The sequence below is a fragment of the Kribbella sp. C-35 genome, from assembly GCF_046549195.1.
In the GTDB taxonomy this organism is placed as follows: Bacteria; Actinomycetota; Actinomycetes; order Propionibacteriales; family Kribbellaceae; genus Kribbella.
On the sequence record NZ_JAJPWG010000005.1, the window covers coordinates 369,057 to 389,066 of the forward strand.

The window sequence follows — 20,010 nt, forward strand, 5'->3', positions numbered from 1 at the left end:
CTCATGAGACGGCTTGTCACAGCCCTCGCGGCGATCGGTCTGCTGCTGCCAGCCCAGGCAGCTATGGCAGACGACGCCCCGACCACGACCCGCACGTACACGACCAGCGACGAGGTGTTCGCGAACCCCGAGCGCGGGTTCTACCACCACACCGAGACGCACTACAAAGCCGACAACACCGGCTACGTCCCGCTCGACGTCACCACCCTGCGGAACTTCCGCACCCAGGAGAACATCACGCAGATCCTCCGCGTGTTCTACCTGGAGAAGTTCGCGAGCCGGGATGTGATCGACAAGCAGTACCTCGACCTGGTCCGCGCCGACTTCCGTACCGCGCGCGCGGCCGGCGTCAAGGTGATCGTCCGGTTCGCGTATGCGCTCCCCGGCGCGGGCTGGCCGCCGCCGACGCCGTACGGCGACGCGCCGGTCGCCCGCGTGCTCAAGCACATCCAGCAGCTCACGCCGGTACTGCGCCAGAACGCCGACGTGATCGAGCTCGTCCAGTCCGGCTTCGTCGGCCTGTGGGGCGAGGGGTACTACACCGACCACTTCAGCAACCCGCAGGACCCGAGTCAGGTCTCGGACCAGAACTGGGCCGACCGCAAGGCGGTCGTGATGGCCCTGCTGAGAGCGCTCCCCAAGGACCGCATGATCCAGGTCCGTACGCCGTACATGAAGCAGCGGATGCTCGGCGTACCGACGGGAACGGAGGGAGCGCTCTCCGAGGATCAGGCGTACGACGGTTCGCCGGTGGCGCGGGTGGGGCATCACAACGACTGCTTCCTGGCCAGCCCGGACGACTTCGGGACGTACCTCAGCGACCCGATCGAGCTGAACAAGGACTTCGTTGCCCAGGACACCAATTACGTCCCCGAGGGCGGCGAGACCTGTGCGGTGAACTCACCGCGGTCGGACTGGGAGTCGGCCTCCGCCGAAATGGCGCGGCTGCACTTCTCGTTCCTCAACACCGACTACAACAAGGACGTGCTGAACACCTGGGGCGACAACCTCACGGTGGCGAAGCAGAAACTCGGCTACCGGTTCGCGCTCACCCAGAGCACGGTCACGACCCGGCGCGGGAAGGTCGAGGTCAACCTGCAACTGCGCAACGACGGCTGGGCCGCGCCGTACAACCCGCGCCAGGTTCAACTGATCTTCCAGAACGAGAAGCACACGTTCAAGGTGAACGTCCCGGCCGACCCGCGCCGTTGGGGAGCCGGTACGGCGACCACCCTGAACTGGAAGGTCGCCGCACCGGGTGTGCCCGGCAAGTACCGCGTGTTGCTGAACCTGCCGGACCCGCTCCTGTCCACTCGTCCCGAGTACTCGATCCGCCTGGCCAACACCGGTACCTGGCAGCCGAGTACCGGTTACAACGATCTGGGGCAGATCGTGACTATCGGATAAGCGTCCAAGGACCGAACGGTGCGCCCGGAGCCTGGTTCCGGGTCCACCACTTGGCCTGGTACTGCTTGTCCTGGTAGAGCACCACGTCACCCTTCTCGAAGATGCGGGACGCGGTCCACACCGTCGTACCGTCCTCGGTCATCGCGAGCTCCTGCCAGGCGCCGTACGGATCACCCGGCGCCTGGCGGATGCTCGCCCACGCGGCCAGGTAGGGCTTGCCCTGGTACGAGACCTTGGCACCGCCCTTGTACAGCGTCTTCGAGTTCCACGCCGGCGGCAGCACGACCGTCACCGCAACCGAGCCCTGCGCCGCCTCGAAGGTGTCATTCCCCACGTACGACGCGGTGAGCGAGTGTGCACCCGCCGCGAGTCCGACCGGCAAGGTGAACGTCGCCTTGCCGTTCGTCACCGGCGCGGTGCCGCGGACCTTCGTGCCTTCGCGGAGCTCGACCGTCCCCATCACCGGAAGGCTGCCCGCCGCAACGTTGACGGTCACCTTGGCCGCCGTACCCCACGGAGTCGACACGGCCGCAGCCGTCACCGTCGGCTGCCCCTTACGGGTCCGGAACACCGCCGGCTGTGCAACCGCCGTACCATCATCGGCGCTGCGAGCGGTGACGATCCAGCCGTACGACGTTGCCGGGGTCAGCCCGTTCCACGTCGCGGTCGCCGTACCGTTGGCGGTCACGGTGTCCGTACCGACCGCACCGTTCGGAACGTAGGCCGCCAGCGAATCCGTGGTGAACGACGTCTTCCGCGTGGTCAGGTCGACCGGCAGCGTGAGGTTGTCCTCGGCGCCGTTGTACCGCGGCTTCGTCTGGCTGCCGTCCTGGCGGATGTCGTACTCGGTCGCACCGAAGTTGTTCAGGAACGGCGAGTAGGTGTCGATGTGCAGCTCGGCCCGGTCGACGTCGAACTGCAGCAGCCGCAGGAAGCTGGCACCAAACTGCAAGCGGTCGGTCGCCTTGTGGTCGGGCGTGCCGTCCCCGTTGACGTCGATGTTGCCCGCGGCATCGACCAGCCCAGGCCACAGTTCACCCGCGGGGACCGTGTAGAACTGGTAGTCCGCGAGCAGCTCGACCACGTCGTGCGCGACCGTGACGCCGATCTTCGACTTCAGGTTGGTGCCGACGCCGTGCTCGTGACCGGCCAGCACCAGGAACACATTCGGGTTCGCCTCGACGACCTGCTTGTACAGCGGCGAACCGTCCGGTGACGACAACGCGGCGCCGCGACCGTCCGGGTTGGTCGACGGGCGCAGGTAGTCGTGGGACAGCAGGATTCCGTTGCGGTCCTTGTACCGCTTGAAGATCCCGTCGGCCCAGTTGGCCTCAGCAGGCGTCACGCCGTACGACAAGCCGACCGCGACGAAGTCCAGACCGCCGGCCGAGAACAGCACGTAGTTGTTCTGGTTGTCCTTGCCCGGTGTGATCGAGCCGTCCGCGTTCACCTTCTCGTCCCAGGCGTGGTACTCCGAGCCGGTCGGCCAGCCCTTCGCCACTTCCTGGTACCGCTCGGCGCTGAAGGTCTTGCTGAACCGCGACTCCGGGCCGGTCTCCGCACCCAGCTGGTTGTCGTGGTTGCCCGCGATGACCTGGTTGACGACGCCCTTCTTGTCCAGGATCGCCTGGTAGCTGGACGCGAGCGCGAGCTCCTTCTCGACCTCCTCGTTCAGACCGGGCTTCTGCAGCGAGCCGTCCGGGTTCTTGGCCAGCGGGTCGTAGTAGTCGTTCTCGATGATGTCGCCGGTGTGCGCGGCGTACTGGATCTTGCGGCCGGCGCTGTTGTCGGCGATCCACTGCACCTCGTTGCGGTACGCCGCGGCCCAGATCGCCTGCTCCTCCGCGGTCATCACGTCGCTGGGCTCCTTGACGCCGTCCCAGTCGTCGTACGTCCCGCCGGCCGCGCCCTCGGTGAGGTACTGCGTGTCGGTGAAGTGCGCAATCGAGAAGTCGTACGTCGCCGGGTCCTCGAAGTGATCCTTGTCGTCCTGCGCCGACGCGTCGCGCGGCGACAGATCATCCGCGAACGGGTCCTCCCCCGTCACCAACACGTGGACGACACCGGCGTCGACGTACCGGGCATCAACCGCCGCGGTCAGCACAGCGTTCTCTCCAGCCACACCCCGGCCACTGGTCAAGACAACCCACTTCTTGGCAGTTGGGTCCCAGGCCCTCAGCGCAACAACCCGCTTCGGATCAATCGTCCCCTCCCAGCGGAGCGTGCTGCCCGCGGCGGCGGTCAGGTCGTACCGCTGGAACACCACGTCCCGGCTGGAGGACGTGTCAACCGTCTTCCCGTCCAACGGTTTCAGCGAGTTCACGTCGACAGTCTTGTCGTGCGCGACATCCAGCGAATCCGGAACGTCGGAAGCCTCGCCCTGATAGCCCTGGACCGGGGTGACGACAGATGCTTTCGTGAAAGTCGCGGTGAGGGGCACGCCGGTCTCGCCGGGGATCTTCGCCGACAGCTTCGCCGTCTGCTCGTTGACGCCGGTCACCGTCGCACTGAGATCTGTCGGTACGTCGGGGATGCTGGCGCTGGTGAAGTGGATCTCGCGGGTCGCCGTGTTGCCGAGCGTGTCGGACGCGGTCACCGCGATCGTGTGCGCACCGGCCGGGAGACCGTGCCCGATCTGGTCGCCCTGCTTCACCGACGTACCGTCGATGGTGATCAGCGGCGTACCGGCAAGACCGGTCGCGTCCTCGACGTCGACCATCAACGCCACCGTCGACGTGATCCGCTGCCCCTCGGCCGGGACACTGCTGCCCACGGTCGGCGCCGAGTTGTCGACGGTGAAGCGGCGGGTCGCGGTCTTGTCTCCGGCGACCGCCTCGATCGAGTGTGCGCCGTCCGCGATCGTCCTGGTGTCGACATCGGCCCGTCGACCGAGCGCCTGCAAGGCCGAACCGTCCGCGGCGGTGACGTCGAACAGGATCGTCTTGCGCAGCTCGGCGTTGTGGCTGCTGCGGCAGCTGCCGTCGCCGATGTAGACGGTGACCGGCGTGCCGGCCGGGTACGTCGCGCCGCCGATCGTCACGTTGCTCTCGGCAACCTCACGCGACAGCAGCGTCGCCTTCGCCGCATGCGGGACGAGCTCGAAGTCGCGCAAGGTGAAGTCGTCGTAGTTGTCGCAACCGCCCGGCTTCGCGCTGCCGTGGTCGCTGCCGGCCACGAACTCGAGCACGTTCGTCCCCGGGACCAGCCACTCGTTCGGGAACGTCAGGTCCGCGGTCTCCTTCTCCCAGACCCCGAGGTCCAGCGGGATGCCGTTGATCAGCACCTTGTTGTCGAACCCGTTGTCAGCGCCGTTGCCGCCGACGAACACCTTCAAGTGCGCCTCATCGCCGGTGCCCAACGTGTCGACAGTCCGCGTGGTCGGCGCGTCCGCGATCGTGAAGTGGAACTCGGCCTCCTTGTTCGGCCCGCAGGTCCCGTCGCCCAGCGCGAGAATCGCGTCGCTCGTCTCCGCCTTCGTCGTGGTCGAACCGGTCGTCGTGAGCAGGTACGTCGTACCTCGCGTCACCGTTCCGGCGGCGGTGAGAGTCGGCGTACTGATCTTGAAGTCGTCGTGGTTCGCGCAGGTCGCGCCGTTCAGCGTACCGTTGTAGTCACCGGTCTTGACCTGGATCGTGTTGTCACCAGCCTTGAGGAACCGCTGCGGGAGCTTGACCGTAGCGGCCTCCGCACCGTTCACGCCGTAGTCGCCACCGAGATCGACACGGTTGCCGTTGACAAGCAAATAGTTGTGGTACTTCGCCTCCGCGGAGTTCCCCGCCTCGACGGTGACGCCGAACGTCGCCGTGCCCGCGGCGAGCGTCTCCGCGTTCTGCGCCGGGCTGCCATCGATCGCGAGCGAGGTCACCCCGGAGCCTGACGGTACGGCGGCGATCACCGGCTGCTCGCCCTTGATCACGGTGCCGTCGGCGGGCGTGATCTTCGGAGCGCCGGCCGGAGCGTTGTTGACCTGGATCGTCGCGGTCGCCGTCGCACCGGACGCGGTCGTCGCGGCGATCGTGTGCTCGCCGTTGCTCAGCTGCGTGGTGTCGAGCTCCTTGCGGAGTCCCGCCGTACTGCCGGGCTCGCCGGTGACGATGAAGGTCAGGTCCTGGGTCAGCAGGTGCTTCGAGGTGCCGCAGGTGCCGTCGCCGAAGCTGTAGCTGAACTCGTTCTGCTCGCCGTCGATCGCGCTGCCGAGCAGGCTGAGGCTGATGCTGCTGAGCGGGAAGTCGTCGTAGTTCGGGCAGCGGCCGCCCTCGCCGTACGGAAGGACCTCGTAGCCGACCGCGGCGGTGTTGGTCGTGTCGACCCAGGCCGCACCGGCGTGCACGGTGACAGTGTTGGCGCCGGTGTGCAGCCACTCGCCGGGGAGATCCAACCGACCGGCCTGGCCGCCGGGGATGTCCGGGAAGAAGACCTTCTCGGTACGGCCGTTGACGGTGAGGTAGTTGTGGTAACGAGCCTCGGTACCGTTGCCGCCCATGTCGAACGCGAAGTGCGCCGTACCTGCCGTGTCGGCGGCGTCGACCTGCTGGCCGTCGACCTTGAGCGCGACGACCGAGTCGTTCTCGGCGGAGGGCTCCGCGGTGACGGTCGTCGTACCTTCGAGGGTTTGGCCGTCGCGGAGGTTGAGCGTCGGGGCACCGGTCGACTCGGCCGGGGCGGCAGCCTCCGCGCCTGAGGTCGTGCTGACGATCGCGGCGCCGGAGCCCGCGGCGAGCGCGGCCGCGAGCATCACCGAGGCGGCTCTTAGCCGTCTGAGTCTGTGTTCCATGGCAGGGGGAACTCCTTGATTGGCGGAATTACAGGCGAGTTGCTAGGTGGGTGGCGGCGTAGGCGGTCATGGCGACGCCGGCCAGGGTGATGCCGGTTGCGGCGACCAGAGGTGCTGCGCGCGCGGCGGTGTGCAGGAGGTGGTGGGACCGGCCGCCGCGGATGACGACGTTGCTTCCGGCAACAGCCACCAGGCCGACGCCGAACAGTACGACGGCCATGCCGAGGCCGAACGTGATCACGAGCAACAGCGCGAAGCCGGCGCGGCCAAGGAACAGCCCGGCGACCAGCACGAGAAACGCCGACGGCGAAGGCGTCAGCCCACCGGAAATCCCCAACAACACCAAACCAGGCCGGGACGTCTCACCACCCTCGTGACCGTGGCCATGCCCGTGTCCATGCCCGTGACCGTGACCGTGGCTGCGGTGGTTTCGGTGGCGCTTGAGGAGCCAGAGGCCGGTGGCGATCACCAGCAGCCCGCCAACCAACTGCAGACCGGTGGTCAACTGTTCCAGCCGCAACACATCCGACAGCGACAGGAACGTCCACGCCACACCGATCACCAGCACCGACAACGTATGCATGACAGCGACCGAGCCACCCAGCCAAGCGGCGTCGCGAACCCGACCGCGCTCCCCCACCAAGTACGCCGCCGCAAGACTCTTCCCGTGCCCCGGCATCACCGCATGCCCCGCACCCGCCGCGAACGCGAGCACGAACGCAACCGGCGGCACGCCCGGTGAATGCACGAACCCTTCGAGCTGCCCCGCAAGACTCATGACCGCCGCCACCGCCGTACGCCGAACACCCCGGCGACCACCAGCACCACAGCCCCGCAGATCGCCCCGACCTGGAGCGCGGCGCTCCGACCGAGGTGCTGCTCCTCGACGGCACCCAGCGTCCACTCATGGCGAGAGTTCCCGTCGCCGTACACGGCCCGCGCCCCGTTGGGACCGGTCGCCAACGTCTTGTACGCCGGGTTGAGATCGGTGAGCGTCTTCACGGTGACCGAGACCTCGCCGACCGCCGCGGGACAGGTGTAGTCGATGGATACACCAACCTTCGCCAGGTCTGCGGTGGGCTGCACCGCCCCCGAGCAGTCCTTCCCGCGACTGGCGACGGTGATCTGGCGCAGCAGGTAGTCGGCGAGCTTCGGCGACGGACTCATCGCGACCGCGTCGGCGGGCTGGTAGATCACCGCGCCGTCCAGCATCACCCGGTCCTGCGGCAGTACGCCGAGCGCGACCCCGAGCACCGTCAGGTCGTCGAGTCCGCCGACCTTCCAGCGCACATGCACGACCGCGCCATCAGCGGCGATCGCCACCGTCTGCGGATCCCCGAACGGATGCGCCGCTGCGGGCGACACACCCGCGACCAGCGGCACAGCCGCCGCGGTCAACGCCAGACCCAGCCGCCTGAACCTGCCCAAGCGTCAACGCTCCGAATGCTCACGGTCCCCCAAGACACGCGCACACGCAACCGCGCCGGACTCTGCCAACACCCCGGTAACGCACACCCCTCACCCGGTAGTCACCAGGCAACCCCCAGGTGAACGATTGACTGCACAGTCAGCCACCCACGTGACATTCCACCTACCAGATCGCGCTGCTCCGGTGGGCTGAGACAAGAAACGGTGAGTGGAGACCTGCTATTACGTGTCTCCACCCACCAGTTCTTGTCTCAGGTCCGGGGCTAGGCGTCGTCGCGGCGAGCCGGCTGCGGTTGCGGGGTGGCACCCGGGCGGGCGGCGTGGGTGATGCCGGCGGCGGCGTAGGCGTCGGCTTCGTCGAGGGTTTCGTGTTCGAGGAGCTGGGCGGCGATCGAGTCGAGCTTCGGCCGGTTCTCGCGCAGCAGCCGACGGGCGTCTGCGTAGCACTGCTCGATCAGGCGGCGTACCTCCTCATCGACGGTGTTGAGCAGCTCGTCCGAGACTCCCGCCGTACGGGCGTCGCCCTCGGACGGGAGAATCGACACCGGGCCGATCTTGTCCGACATACCCCACCGACCGACCATCGACCGAGCGATCCGCGTCGCCGTCTCCAGGTCGCTCTCGGCGCCCGTGGTCACGACACCGAGGACCTCCTGCTCAGCCGCCATCCCGCCGAGCGCGCCGATGATCCGCCCGCGCAGATAGTCCACGTCGTACCCGTACCGATCCGACTCCGGCGTCGACAGCGTCACCCCGAGCGCCCGCCCGCGCGGAATGATCGACACCTTCCGGACCGGGTCCGCGCCCTTCTGGATCATGCCGAGCAGCGCATGCCCGCCTTCGTGGTACGCCGTCCGCCGGCGCTCCTCCTCCGGCATCACCACGTTCCGCGCGGTCCCGAGCTGAACCTTCTCCAGCGCGTCAGTGAGGTCGCGATGGGTGATCTGCGACTGGCCCTGCCGCGCCGCCGCGAGCGCCGCCTCGTTCAGCAGGTTGGCGAGGTCGGCACCCGTCATACCGGGCGTGGACCGGGACAGCGCCGCCAGGTCGGCGTCCGGCGCGAGTGGCTTCCCCCGCGCATGCACCTTGAGGATCGCCTCGCGACCCGGCTGATCCGGCGCGTGCACCGTGATCGTCCGGTCGAACCGGCCGGGCCGGAGCAGGGCCGGATCAAGTACGTCGGCACGGTTCGTGGCGGCGAGCACCACGACGCCCTCGGTACCGGAGAACCCGTCCATCTCGGTGAGGATCTGGTTCAGCGTCTGCTCGCCCTCGTCGTGCCCGCCGACCGACCGGGCGCCGCCGCGGGCGCGCCCGATGGTGTCGATCTCGTCGATGAAGATGATCGCCGGCGCCACCTTCCGCGCCTCGCCGAACAGCTCCCGCACCCGGCTCGCGCCGACGCCCACGATCATCTCGATGAACTCCGAGGCGCTCGCCGAGAAGAACGGCACCCCCGCCTCACCCGCGGTCGCCCGCGCGAGCAGCGTCTTCCCGGTACCGGGCGCGCCGGCCAGCAGCACGCCCTTCGGCGCCCGCGCTCCGAGCCGCCGGTACTTCTCCGGATCCTTCAGGTAGTCGACGACCTCCTCGATCTCGGACTCGACCTCGTCGATCCCCGCGACATCCGCGAACGTCACCCGCACGGTGCTCGGGTCGACCGGCTTCTTCTGCTGGCCACCGCCGCCGAGCAGCCCGCCCAGACCGCCGCCCAGACCGCCGCCCGCCGCCCGGCTCCGCCGGAACAGCCAGAAGTAGAACGCTGCGATCAGGATGAACGGGCCGAGCGAGATCAGCAGGTTCCACAGGACGCCGCGCTGCGCGACCACCGGGGTCGCCCGGACCGTGGCGCCGCCCTTCTGCAGGTCGCCGTACAGGTTGTCGTTGGCGAACGTCGGCCGCTCGGTGGTGAACTTCGTGTAGCTCTGGTCGGTCTTGCCCGGCACCGGCGCGGCCTCTTTCAGCCGACCCTCGATCGTGTCGCCACGGGCGAAGATCTCGGCGACGTTCTGCTTCTGCACCTGCGCGGTGAAGTCGGTGTAGGCGATGGTCTGCTCGCCGCCGGACATCTGGTCCTGCATCGTGGTGAGCAGGAAGAGCACCAGGTACCCGCCGACGATCCACGCGGTCCACTTCCACCACCGCGGCCGGCGAGGCTTGTCGTCGTCACCGTGCCCGGCCGGCAGTCCCTCGGTCCGCCACGGCTTGTGCGGCCGCTGCGGTCCGTCGTTCTTCCGGTCGCCCTGCTCGGCACCCTGTCCCCGGTCGGCGCTGGACTCGTCCTTCGCCGGCGGCTCCTTCTCGCTCATGAAGCCAACATAGGACCTGAATCCCCACGGACCCAGCAACAACTCCCAGCAACAATTCCCTGCTTGCGCGGCCGTCGTACCCTGGCGCATGGCTGTCCTGATGCCACGCCTCCGGCGCGGCGGGTCATGGGGCTGGAACTCCCGGCCTTCCCTCGTCGCTCCAGTCGCTTCGCTCCCTCCGCTCCTCAGTCCAGGCCGGGAGGCCCCATGACCGGGCCCGTGATCCTCGACTGCGACCCCGGCCACGACGACGCGCTGGCGATCCTGCTCGCGGTCGCCGATCCGGCCGTCGAACTTCTCGCCGTGACGACCGTGGCGGGGAACCAGACCGTCGACAAGTGCACCGTGAACGCGCGGCGCGTCCTCTCGCTCGCCGGTGCGTCCGACATCCCGGTTGCGCGGGGCGCGGACCGGCCGTTGGTACGCCGGTTGCGCATCGCCGACGACGTCCACGGCCGAACCGGGCTCGACGGCCCGCAGTTCATGGACGAGCCGTCGGTCCCGGAGTCGCCGTACTCGGCTCACGAGCTGCTGGTCGACGTACTGCGCTCGAAACCGGCGACGATCGTCGCGACCGGGGCGTTGACGAACGTCGCGCGCCTGCTCGTCGACGAACCTGATCTGGCCGGCAACCTCACCGAGATCGTCTGGATGGGCGGGTCCACCGAGCGCGGGAACATCGCGCCGCTCGCCGAGGCCAACGCGTACGTCGATCCGGAGGCGGCGGACGTGGTGGTTCGGTCGGGCGTTCCGTTCACGATGTGCGGGTTGAACGTGACGCATCAGGCGCTGGTGACGGACGACGTACTCGCGCGGCTCGAGCGGATCGGGACGCCGCTGGCGCGGATCTGCGGCGAGTGGATGACGTTCTTCGCGTCGACGTACCGGGAGCTGTTCGGGTTCGAGGCGCCGCCGTTGCACGATCCAGTCGCGGTGGCGCGGGTGATCGATCCTGCGATCGTGCGGTGCGTCGAGGCGAATCTGGTGATCGAAACAGCTGGCGAGTGGACCGCCGGGGCAACGGTGGTGGACCTGGACGGCTACACCGGCCGTCCAGCGAACGCACGGATCGCCGTCGACCTCGATCGGGACGCCTTCTGGGACAGAGTGATCGCTGCGATCGCCGGGCTATCCGTCTGCTGACAGCGGAACAGCCTTCTCCCCAGTCGCCTACTGCCTCAGGGTGGAGGTGTCGAAGGAGGACACACATGTACGTCGAACAACACTCGAACACGACCGCCTCGGGCCAGCTTGGGATTCCGGGGCGGCCTTGGCCCGAGATTCCTGGGGTGCCGCGGCCAGGGGTTCCGGGGATGCCGGAGCGGCCGGCGCCGCAGCCGATTCTGCCGTCGTGGTACGAGCCGACGTCGATCACGCTCGAGCGGGAGCTGGCTGATCGGCTGCTGGCGGAGCGGGTGATCCTGATCGGCGGCCGGCTCGACGACACGCTGGCGAACCACATCGCGTCGCAGCTGCTCCTCCTGAATGCCCAGGGCAACGACCCGGTCACGCTCCACCTGTCGTCGACGGAGTCCGACCTGGAGGCAGCGCTCTCCGTCGCCGCCGCGATCGACCTGATCACGGCCCCCGTCCGCGTCCTCGCCCGCGGCACCGTCCGCGGCCCCGCGATCGCCGTACTCGCCGCCGCCGAACAACGCGAGGCCCACCGCCACACGACGTTCGTCCTGTCCGCACCCCGCTTCACCGCCGAGGGCTACGCCAACGAACTGGCCACCCTCTCCGAAGAACACGACCACCAGGCCGCCCGCCTCCGAGACCTCATCGCCCAAGCAACCAACCGCCCCGCCGCCGAGGTCGCCACAGACCTAGAAAACGGCCGAGTCCTCACCGCCGAAGACGCGCAGGCCTACGGTCTGATCACCAACCTCCGCTGACCACGGCACCCCCGCCGGCCTGTTCTCACATCAGGGGAAAGTGAGGACGAGCCGACCGGGGGTGTTGCCGGTCGTCTGGCGCTTCCACGCGTTCGCCACGTCGGCGAGCGTGGCGGTTTCGTAGGCGACGGTGATCTCGCCGCTGGCTGCGTGCTGGAGTACGGCGGTGAGCGCGTCGCGGCGTTGGTCTGTGGTGAGCGCGTTGTTCGTGTAGCCGAGGATGCTCGCCGATTTGCTCCGCAGTACGGCCGACGAGAACACCGCCTCGTCGTTCGACGAACCACCGAGGTTCACCAGCCGCCCACCCGGAGCGAGCACCCGCGAGGCGGCCGTCGCCGCGACGCCGAAGACCGAGTCGATCACCACGTCGTACGTCGGTTCGCCCAGCCGGGCCGTCAACTCGTCGCCATCGGTGCTCAGAGCAACCACCTCGTCAGCACCCGCCGAGAGCGCCCGCTCCCCCGACGTCTCAGACCGTACGACGGCCACAACCTGCGACGCCCCGAGCACTCGCGCCGCCCCGATCGCCACCTGCCCAACAGCGCCCCCACCGCCCAGCACCAGCACTCGCTCGCCCACTTGCATCCGTGCGCGCCCGGTCAACATCATCCACGCGGCAACTCCGGACAGCCCGATCGCCGCCACCGCCGCATCCCGCACCGGTGCGTCCAAGACGATCAGGTCGTCATCCGGTACGGCGGCCCGCTCCGCGAAACTCCCGTCCCCCGCGGCCATCCCGGCCGAGGTTGCGAAGAACACTCGGGTGCCGGGGGCAACTGTCGCGGACTCCTCCACCACGCCGACGCCTTGCACACCCGGTACGTACGGGAGCGCCGGCGGACCGAAGTACGACGTACCGGATGCGCACAGCAGGTCGAGCGGCACGATCGGCGCCGCAGTGACGCGGACGATCGAGACTCCTTCGCGGGCCACGGGATCCGGATGTTCGGCGTGGGACGGCGGCTCGCCGTGAGTGTGCAGGACAGCGGCTCGCACGCGGTCTCCTCAGGTAGCGATGTCCGGATACGGTAGCGCGTGGTGCTGGAGCGCTCGCCCGTACGCCTTCTGGTACTCGAGCGGCCCGTGGTCCCGCTCGAACATCGCGATGAACAACGTCAGCGTGAGGAACGGATGCGCTCCGAGCTCGAACAGTTTGACGTGGTCATGTTCCCTCAGCGCCGTCCGCTCCTCGTCGGTGAAGGCGAGCCACGTGGACTTCTCCGCGACCACACAGTTCAACACCTGGTTGGCCAGCTCGCGCTCCCACCAGTCGACCGTCCCCGCAGCATCCTCGCGGTAGCGCTCGACCAGCTGAGGATCCCGGTCGACGGTGTAGAGGAACTTGTTCAGCAAGTACTTGCTCATGCCGGCACTCCGTTCGGGTACCAGGTGAAGTACGCCTCCATCGTGTGGAACAGGTCGAGCGAGTCCACATGATCCGCCTTCGCTCCGGCGCCCGCGACGCCCATCATCAACATGAAGTCCATGAAGCCGTGGGTGGCGTTGCCGGGCAGATGCAGGCTGTCCAGCGTCACCTCCGCCAGACACCCGTCGAGGTCGCCGCTCGCGATCCAGTCCACCGCCTTGCGATCGAACTCGGGATCGGGCCCGTGCGCCCCGAACTGCCGCGGCCCGCCGAGCTCCAGCGACAGATGCCCGGTGCCGATGATCGCGACCCGCTTGTCGATCGGCCACGACTCCACCAGCTGCCGGATCGTCCGGCCGAGCTCGACGAACCGTCCCGGCCGCGGCAACGGCGGCGCGAAGATGTTGGTGTAGATCGGCACGATCGGCAGGTCCGCGTCCGGGCGGAGCGTGATGATCGGGCAGGTGATGCTGTGGTCGATCCGCAGTTCGTTGCTGAAGGCAAGATCGAACCCGCCGTCCAGCCCGTTCCGCAAAATGTGCCCGGCGAGTTGCTCGTCGCCGGCCAGCCGCATCCGCGGCAGCCCGAACTCACGTTCCTCGTTGTACCAGTTCGCGTCGAAGTACGGCGCTTTGCCGACCAGGAACTGCGGCATGTTGTCCAGCCACAACTGGTGGAAGTGATCGCTGCCGACCATCACCAGGATGTCCGGCCGCGCCTTCGTCAGGGTCTCCCGGAAAGCCTCGATCTTCGCCACCCACGCGTCGGCGAACGGCGGGCGATCGGCGCCGGTCGCAGTACTGGCCCGGTAGTAGAACGGATGATGCGTGGAGGCGATCACCGCGGCGACTGTGGCCATGTGGTGCTCCTTCAGGTTTCCGGATCGACGTACACAGCATTGCGGTCGACGGTCAGGTAGGCGTCCATACCGATCGGCCGGCGCCGCTCCTCCGCGAGCTGACCGAGCAGCCCGGCAGCCCTTGCCAGCAACGCGAACCCACGCAGCAGTTCGACCGGCAACCCAAGATCGGCCAGCGCCGCGCCACAGACACCGGCGCCATTCAACGGGAGCTTGCGGCCCAGCACCTGCTCATGCACCCGCCCAATCGCCTGAAACAGCTTCAGATGCGGCCCTTCCAGCCCTTCTTCACGAGCGATGCCGACCAGGACCGGCGTCCGAGGATCCTCCACCTTGTGCACCGGATGACCGAGCCCCGGGATGTACTTCCCCTGAACCCCACGAACAACCTCGAGCGCGAACTCGTCCCACCCGGCCTCATCAGCCGGCAGGTCGTGTCCTTCGAGAGCCTCATGCAGGAACATTCCGCAGTCCTCGGTTACGCCGAGGAAGCGGGAGCCTCCGCCTAGCAGGCCGGCTGCGAGGGCGCCCTGGAGCGAGTCTGGTGCGGACAAGTAGGTGAGGCGCGCGGCGATCGCGGTTGGTGTGAAGCCGTGGTCGGCCAGGGCGACCAGGACCGCCTCGAAGACGCGGGTCTCGGATGGGGTGGGGCGGCGTAGCGCGACCAGCCAGAAGGCGAGTTCGCCGAAACCGACCTTCCCCATCAGGTCCGCGGTCAGGTCCTGGCCGAGCAGGCGGATCTCGTCGGCTGTCGACGTACCCAGCGACGTCGGGAACCTCGGTTCGTCGCTCATTCGGACAACCACTTCCTCAGCTCGGCGCCGTGCTCGTCCAGCGACGGCGGGGGCAGCCGGTACGACGCTGCGCTGTCCGAGAACGTGATCGGATTGCGGACCGTCGGGATATCGCCGACCGTCACCACCGGATCCAGCCCGATGTCCTCGGCGAACGCCACTCCGCCATCCACGGTATTGATCGGCCCGCACGGCACCCCGGCCGCGATGATGTCCCGGAACCACTCCAGCTTCGTCCGCGTCATCAACCGCGCCACGAGCAAGGGCCGCAACTCGTCACGATGCGCGGTCCGCTTCTCGTTCCGGTCGAACCGCGGATCGTCGGCCAGCTCCGGTACGCCGAGGACCTCCACCAGCTTGCGGAACTGCCCGTTGTTCCCGGCCGTGATGATCAGCTCCCCATCCGCGCACGGCAGCGGCTCGTACGGGAACAGGCTCGGATGGCTGTTCCCCATCCGCAGCGGTACGACGCCACCCGCGACGTACGCGCTCGACTGGTTCACCAGACCGGAGAGCGCCGACGACAGCAGGTTCACCTCGACGTGCTGACCACGCCCGGTCTCGTGCCGCAGGTTGAGCGCGGACAGCACGCCGATCGTCGCGTGCAGCCCAGCCATCACGTCGAACACCGAGATCCCGGCCCGGAACGGCTCGCCGTCCGGAGCGCCGGTCAGACTCATGAGTCCGGAGATCGCCTGCACGATCAAGTCGTACCCGGGTAGCTCGGCACCGCCCGGGCCCGACCCGAAGCCGCTGATCGACGCGTAGATCAGTCTCGGGTTGCCCTCGGCAACGGTCTCGTAGTCGAGCCCGAAGCGCGCCAGCCCGCCCGGCCGGAAGTTCTCCACCAGCACGTCCGCGCGGCGCGCCAGCTCCTGCGCCGCCGCCAGGTCCGACGGGTCCTTCAGATCGAGGGCGATCGACCGCTTGTTCCGGTTCACCGCGAGGTAGTACGTCGAGATGCCGTCGCGGACCGGCGGCTGCCAGGACCGGGTGTCGTCACCGGCGGGCGACTCGACCTTGACCACGTCGGCCCCGAGGTCGGCAAGCAGCATGGTCGCGTACGGACCGGCCAGGATCCGCGAGAAGTCGGCCACCAGCAGCCCGGACAGCGGACCCTTCACACGACCTCCCGGCAGTATCTGCGGACAACTGTCCGCACTCTCCGACCGCCTCAGTGTCGATCGCTCACGAGCAGCCTGTCAACCGCCCGCCGCGAACCCTTGACACCGCTCGCCGACGCTCAGATAGTGAGCCTGACCGCCCCGTTGACCGTCATACGGACGTATGTCCGGGCAACTTCTTGGAGGCACCGATGACCACTGTGCTGTTGCAGGGCGGGACCGTGCTGACGATGGACGACCAGCACACGGTCGTCCAGGACGGCGACGTACTGATCGACGGCGACCGGATCGCCGCCGTCGGGCAACCAGGCCAGCGGCTCGACGTCCCCGAAGGAACGCAGGTCGTCGACGCGTCCGGCGGCATCGTGATGCCGGGCATGATCGACACGCACCGGCACATGTGGCAGACCGCGATGCGGGCGTACGGCGCCGACTGGACGCTCACGCAGTACTTCGTCTGGTACTACCTCGAGCACGGCAAGATCTTCCGGCCGGAGGACATCCACGCAGGCAACCTCACGTCCGCGTGGGAGTCGCTCGAGGCCGGCGTCACGACCACGGTCGACTGGTCGCACGGGTTGCAGAGCGTCGACCACGCCGAGGCCGCCGTCGACGCGCTCAAAGCCGTGCCAGGCCGGTTCGTCCTTGCCTACGGCAACATCCAGGCCGGGCCGTGGGAGTGGACCGCGGATCCGTCGGTCCGCGCGTTCCTGGAGCGGCTGCGGGACGACGGGCAGCTCGGTCTGCAGCTGGCGTTCGACGTGACCGGTGATCCGGCGTTCCCGGAGCGGGCCGCGTTCGAGGTCGCGCGCGAGCTCGGGCTCGGCGTCACCACGCACGCCGGCGTCTGGGGTGCGACCAACGACAACGGCATCAAGCTGATGCACGAGAACGGCTTCATGACGCCGCAGAACGTCTACGTCCACGCGGCCACCCTGACCACGGACTCGTACCAGCGGATCGCCGCGAGCGGCGGCTCGATCTCGGTCTCCACCGAGTCCGAGCAGAGCGCCGGCCAGGGCTACCCGCCGACCTGGCAGGTCCGCCGCCACGACATTCCGGTGTCGCTGTCGATGGACACCAGCGTGTGGTGGAGCGGCGACCTGTTCAGCGCGATGCGGACCACGCTCGGCGCGGACCGGGCCCGGGAACACCTGGAGGCGCACATGAAGGGCGCCACCGTGACGCACAGCCACCTGCGGGCCGAACACGTCGTCGACTGGGCGACCCGCGGCGGCGCCCGCGCGCTCGGCCGCGACGACCTCGGCAGCCTCGAACCCGGCAAGAAGGCCGACGTGATCCTGATCAAGAACGACGCGTCACCGGTGTCGTTCCCGCTGATCAACCCGTACGGCCAGGTGGCGTTCCAGGCCCAGCGCGGCGACGTGCACACAGTCGTCGTCGACGGCCGCGTCGTCAAGCACAACCACCAGTTGGTGGATTGCGACCTGACCGCCGTACGACGGGAGGTCGAGGCGACCGTCGACCACTTGCGGTCGGCGCTCGGCGAGGAGGCGTGGCGGAGCGGGATGAACCCGGAGCTGCCGGAGGGCGAGGTGCTCGACAACCCGTACCAGTACACGGCGTACAAGTCCGACTCGACGCGTGAGGCGCGTGGCACCATCTTCGGTGAGCCGTAATCGATCACCAGGAGGACGACAGATGGCAGGCCGTGGCGCAGGTCCGGACTTCGTCGAGTCACTGGCTCGTGGGCTGGACGTGCTCGCCTGCTTCGACGTGGACCACCGCACGATGTCGCTCACCGAGGTCGCGGCCGCGGCGGGGCTGGCTCGGCCGACAGCGCGCCGGCTGCTGCTGACGCTGGAGGAGCTCGGCTTCGTCCGCACCACCGGCGGCTCGTTCCAGCTCACGCCCAAGGTGCTGACGCTCGGCATGGCGTACGTCGGTTCGCTCGGCCTGTGGGACATCGCGAAGCCGCACCTCGAGACCCTCGTCGCACGCACCGGCGAGTCCTCGTCGATGGCACAGCTCGACGGCTCGGACATCGTGTACGTCGCCCGCGTGTCGGTGCCGAAGCTGATCGCGTTGCGGGTCGACATCGGCACCAGGTTTCCGGCCGCGCAAACCTCCCAGGGCAAGGTCCTGCTCTCGGCGCTCTCCCCCGACGAGCTCGCCGACGTACTCTCGCAACCGAGCCGCGCCGGACTTCCGCCGTACATCGGCCGGACCGCGGAACAATTGCGTGACGAGCTGACCGAGATCCGGGCGCGCGGCTGGGCGCTGGCCGACGAGGAACTCGCACCGGGTGTCCGCTCGGTCGCGGCACCGGTGCGCGACGGCACCGGCACGGTGCGGGCCGCGATGAACGTCACCGTGCACGCCGCCGAGACGTCGGTCGACACGTTGCTGCACGACCACCTCCCGCTGCTGCTGCGTACAGCCGGAGATGTGAGTGCGGAGTGGGCACTCTGGCAGTCTCGACCGCATGTGGAGGTCGAGCAGCGGGACGAAACGACTGCTTGAATGGAGTTATGACTGTTCTCGACTCGCCCATCCCCCGGTTCCATCTCGCGATGCCGGTCGACGACCTGGACGCCGCGCGGCACTTCTACGGCGAGGTGCTCGGCCTCGAACAGGGCCGCAGCTCCGACACCTGGATCGACTGGAATCTGCGCGGCCACCAGTTCGTCACCCACGTCGCGCCCGAGCGCGCGCAGCGGATCCACAACCCGGTCGACGGCCACGACGTACCGGTGCCGCACTTCGGCCTGATCCTGACCGTCGACGAGTTCCAGATCTTCGCCGAGCGGCTGAAGGGGGCCGGCACCGAGTTCGTCATCGATCCGTACGTGCGGTTCCAGGGCCAGACCGGTGAGCAGTGGACGATGTTCTTCCTCGACCCGGCCGGGAACGCCCTGGAGTTCAAGGCGTTCGCGGACGACTCCCAGGTGTTCGCCGCCTGAGCAGCGAACCTAGGGCGTGACCCAGCCGGTGAGGATCGTCGTACCGGACTGCGTCGTGCAGACCAGACGGTAGGGAATGTTCGGCGGCGGGCCGAGCACGAAGAAGCCGAGTTCGTCGATCTTCGCCTCGGCCAGCTTGCCGCCGTCGCCGCGAGCCGTGACTATGCCGACCTCGGGCGGGTCGAGCTGGCCCAGGACGGCGTTCGGCGTCAGCTCGAGTTCGACCGTCCAACCGTCGGAGGCGAAGGTGAGGGAACGCAGGATCGCGCTCTCCGAGCGGATCGCGAGCGCGTCCTCCTGCGCGGAGTCGTAGGTGAGCGCCGCCAGTTCGGCGTCGATGGTCCGCCATGCGAACGCCGCCTTGCCGGCGTCGACGAAGGCGGACGGAACTTCGTCCGCGGACGCCAGCGCGTCCCGTAGGGCTTCGATCAGCTTCTCGTCGTCGTGCCAGTCCGGATCCATCACGGTTCTCTCACCCCCTCGTCCTGTCATCGGGTCCGTCCGCCGCCAGCCGTACCAGCGCGGGAGTCTGTCGTAGCCGGGTCAGGCAACGGGCCCGGTTCGGGCCGATGCTGCCGACCGGCAGGCTCAGTCGCCGGCTGATCTCGTCGTACGGCGCCGGCGGGTCCTGCATCAGCAACGCCAGCAGTTGCTGGCACTTGCGCGACAACTCACTGAACGCGGTCCGCAGGATCGTCTTGCGTTCGTGCCGCAGTACTTCTTCCTCGGCGATCGCCTGTTCGGGGACGTCGGGCGCCTGCACGAAGTCGACCGGTTCGGTCCGGCTGCTCGCGCGGATCAGCCGAAAGCACTCGCGCTGGGTCGTGGTCGCGATCCAGCCCGGCAACGCAGCGGGCTCGCGCAGACCGGGCAGGTGCTCGACCAGCCGCAGCCACACGCTCTGTCCGACGTCGTCGATATCCGGCTGGGCCAGACGACATCGTCGGCACACCGAATAAACGAGCGGCGCGTACCGCTCCACCAGCTCGTCCCATGCATTCTTCTCGCCGTCCCTGGCCCTGGTGACCAGGTCGACGACTGTCGGATCATCCCGCATGCCGTCCCCCTTCCTCACCGGACCGCTCGGCTATACCCCTCTTACTGGTACAGAGCGATCCGGACGACTGCTG

General features: G+C 68.4%; 17 protein-coding genes. 6 read left to right on the top strand and 11 right to left on the bottom strand.

From position 1 onward, the window contains the following. Positions 1-3 precede the first annotated feature (3 nt). Positions 4-1,407, top strand: a complete 1,404-nt coding sequence (locus ACLJOO_RS32165) for a DUF4832 domain-containing protein (protein ID WP_410791342.1) — start codon at positions 4-6, stop codon at positions 1,405-1,407. Here ACLJOO_RS32165 and ACLJOO_RS32170 read toward each other — a convergent pair. From ACLJOO_RS32170 to ftsH, 4 genes are all read right to left on the bottom strand, one after another. After that, complete coding sequence (locus ACLJOO_RS32170; RefSeq protein ID WP_410791343.1) at positions 1,397-6,181, bottom strand: Ig-like domain repeat protein; 4,785 nt, start codon at positions 6,179-6,181, stop codon at positions 1,397-1,399. The two genes, ACLJOO_RS32165 and ACLJOO_RS32170, sit on opposite strands and share 11 nt — an antisense overlap. 28 nt (positions 6,182-6,209) lie before the next feature. Beyond that, entirely contained in the window at positions 6,210-6,959 is a 750-nt protein-coding gene (locus ACLJOO_RS32175) for a cobalt transporter (protein ID WP_410791345.1), read from the bottom strand. After that, positions 6,956-7,609 carry a hypothetical protein gene (locus ACLJOO_RS32180; protein ID WP_410791346.1) on the bottom strand — a complete coding sequence of 218 codons (654 nt, stop codon included), beginning with the start codon at positions 7,607-7,609 and terminating at the stop codon, positions 6,956-6,958. The genes ACLJOO_RS32175 and ACLJOO_RS32180 overlap by 4 nt, the downstream gene beginning before the upstream one ends. A 263-nt stretch (positions 7,610-7,872) precedes the next feature. Continuing rightward, on the bottom strand, positions 7,873-9,918 hold the full coding sequence (gene ftsH / locus ACLJOO_RS32185) for an ATP-dependent zinc metalloprotease FtsH (protein WP_410791347.1): 2,046 nt from the start codon (positions 9,916-9,918) through the stop codon (positions 7,873-7,875). Positions 9,919-10,125: 207 nt separating this feature from the next. Between ftsH and ACLJOO_RS32190 the strand changes: the two genes are divergently transcribed. Then, on the top strand, positions 10,126-11,061 hold the full coding sequence (locus tag ACLJOO_RS32190; protein WP_410791349.1) for a nucleoside hydrolase: 936 nt from the start codon (positions 10,126-10,128) through the stop codon (positions 11,059-11,061). A gap of 170 nt (positions 11,062-11,231) precedes the next feature. Next, positions 11,232-11,813, top strand: a complete 582-nt coding sequence (locus ACLJOO_RS32195; RefSeq protein ID WP_410791350.1) for a ClpP family protease — start codon at positions 11,232-11,234, stop codon at positions 11,811-11,813. A 30-nt stretch (positions 11,814-11,843) separates the two neighbouring features. On the opposite strand, the gene ACLJOO_RS32200 is transcribed toward ACLJOO_RS32195, so the two are convergent. From ACLJOO_RS32200 to ACLJOO_RS32220, 5 genes are read right to left on the bottom strand one after another with little or no spacing between them, the layout of a single operon-like run. Next, positions 11,844-12,809, bottom strand: a complete 966-nt coding sequence (locus tag ACLJOO_RS32200; RefSeq protein WP_410791351.1) for a quinone oxidoreductase family protein — start codon at positions 12,807-12,809, stop codon at positions 11,844-11,846. Positions 12,810-12,818: 9 nt separating this feature from the next. After that, positions 12,819-13,178 (bottom strand): hypothetical protein, encoded by a 360-nt coding sequence (locus ACLJOO_RS32205; protein WP_410791352.1) that lies wholly within the window; start codon positions 13,176-13,178, stop codon positions 12,819-12,821. Continuing rightward, positions 13,175-14,038 (bottom strand): hypothetical protein, encoded by an 864-nt coding sequence (locus tag ACLJOO_RS32210; protein ID WP_410791353.1) that lies wholly within the window; start codon positions 14,036-14,038, stop codon positions 13,175-13,177. The genes ACLJOO_RS32205 and ACLJOO_RS32210 overlap by 4 nt, the downstream gene beginning before the upstream one ends. 11 nt (positions 14,039-14,049) lie before the next feature. Further along, a complete protein-coding gene (locus tag ACLJOO_RS32215) occupies positions 14,050-14,832 on the bottom strand; it encodes a citryl-CoA lyase (RefSeq protein ID WP_410791355.1) in 783 nt (260 codons plus the stop codon). Beyond that, positions 14,829-15,956 carry a CaiB/BaiF CoA transferase family protein gene (locus ACLJOO_RS32220; RefSeq protein ID WP_410791357.1) on the bottom strand — a complete coding sequence of 376 codons (1,128 nt, stop codon included), beginning with the start codon at positions 15,954-15,956 and terminating at the stop codon, positions 14,829-14,831. Before ACLJOO_RS32220 ends, ACLJOO_RS32215 begins: the two co-directional genes overlap by 4 nt. 191 nt (positions 15,957-16,147) lie before the next feature. Here ACLJOO_RS32220 and ACLJOO_RS32225 point away from each other — a divergent pair, with 191 nt between their 5' ends. From ACLJOO_RS32225 to ACLJOO_RS32235, 3 genes are read left to right on the top strand one after another with little or no spacing between them, the layout of a single operon-like run. Then, complete coding sequence (locus ACLJOO_RS32225; RefSeq protein ID WP_410791359.1) at positions 16,148-17,596, top strand: amidohydrolase family protein; 1,449 nt, start codon at positions 16,148-16,150, stop codon at positions 17,594-17,596. A gap of 22 nt (positions 17,597-17,618) precedes the next feature. After that, on the top strand, positions 17,619-18,440 hold the full coding sequence (locus ACLJOO_RS32230) for an IclR family transcriptional regulator C-terminal domain-containing protein (protein WP_410791361.1): 822 nt from the start codon (positions 17,619-17,621) through the stop codon (positions 18,438-18,440). An 8-nt stretch (positions 18,441-18,448) separates the two neighbouring features. Continuing rightward, a complete protein-coding gene (locus tag ACLJOO_RS32235; protein WP_410791362.1) occupies positions 18,449-18,880 on the top strand; it encodes a VOC family protein in 432 nt (143 codons plus the stop codon). A gap of 9 nt (positions 18,881-18,889) precedes the next feature. Here the strand turns inward: ACLJOO_RS32235 and ACLJOO_RS32240 are convergent, their stop codons facing one another. Both ACLJOO_RS32240 and ACLJOO_RS32245 read right to left on the bottom strand, forming a co-directional pair. Continuing rightward, positions 18,890-19,345 carry a hypothetical protein gene (locus ACLJOO_RS32240; protein ID WP_410791364.1) on the bottom strand — a complete coding sequence of 152 codons (456 nt, stop codon included), beginning with the start codon at positions 19,343-19,345 and terminating at the stop codon, positions 18,890-18,892. Positions 19,346-19,352: 7 nt separating this feature from the next. Then, complete coding sequence (locus tag ACLJOO_RS32245) at positions 19,353-19,937, bottom strand: RNA polymerase sigma factor (RefSeq protein ID WP_410791366.1); 585 nt, start codon at positions 19,935-19,937, stop codon at positions 19,353-19,355. Positions 19,938-20,010: the final 73 nt, after the last annotated feature.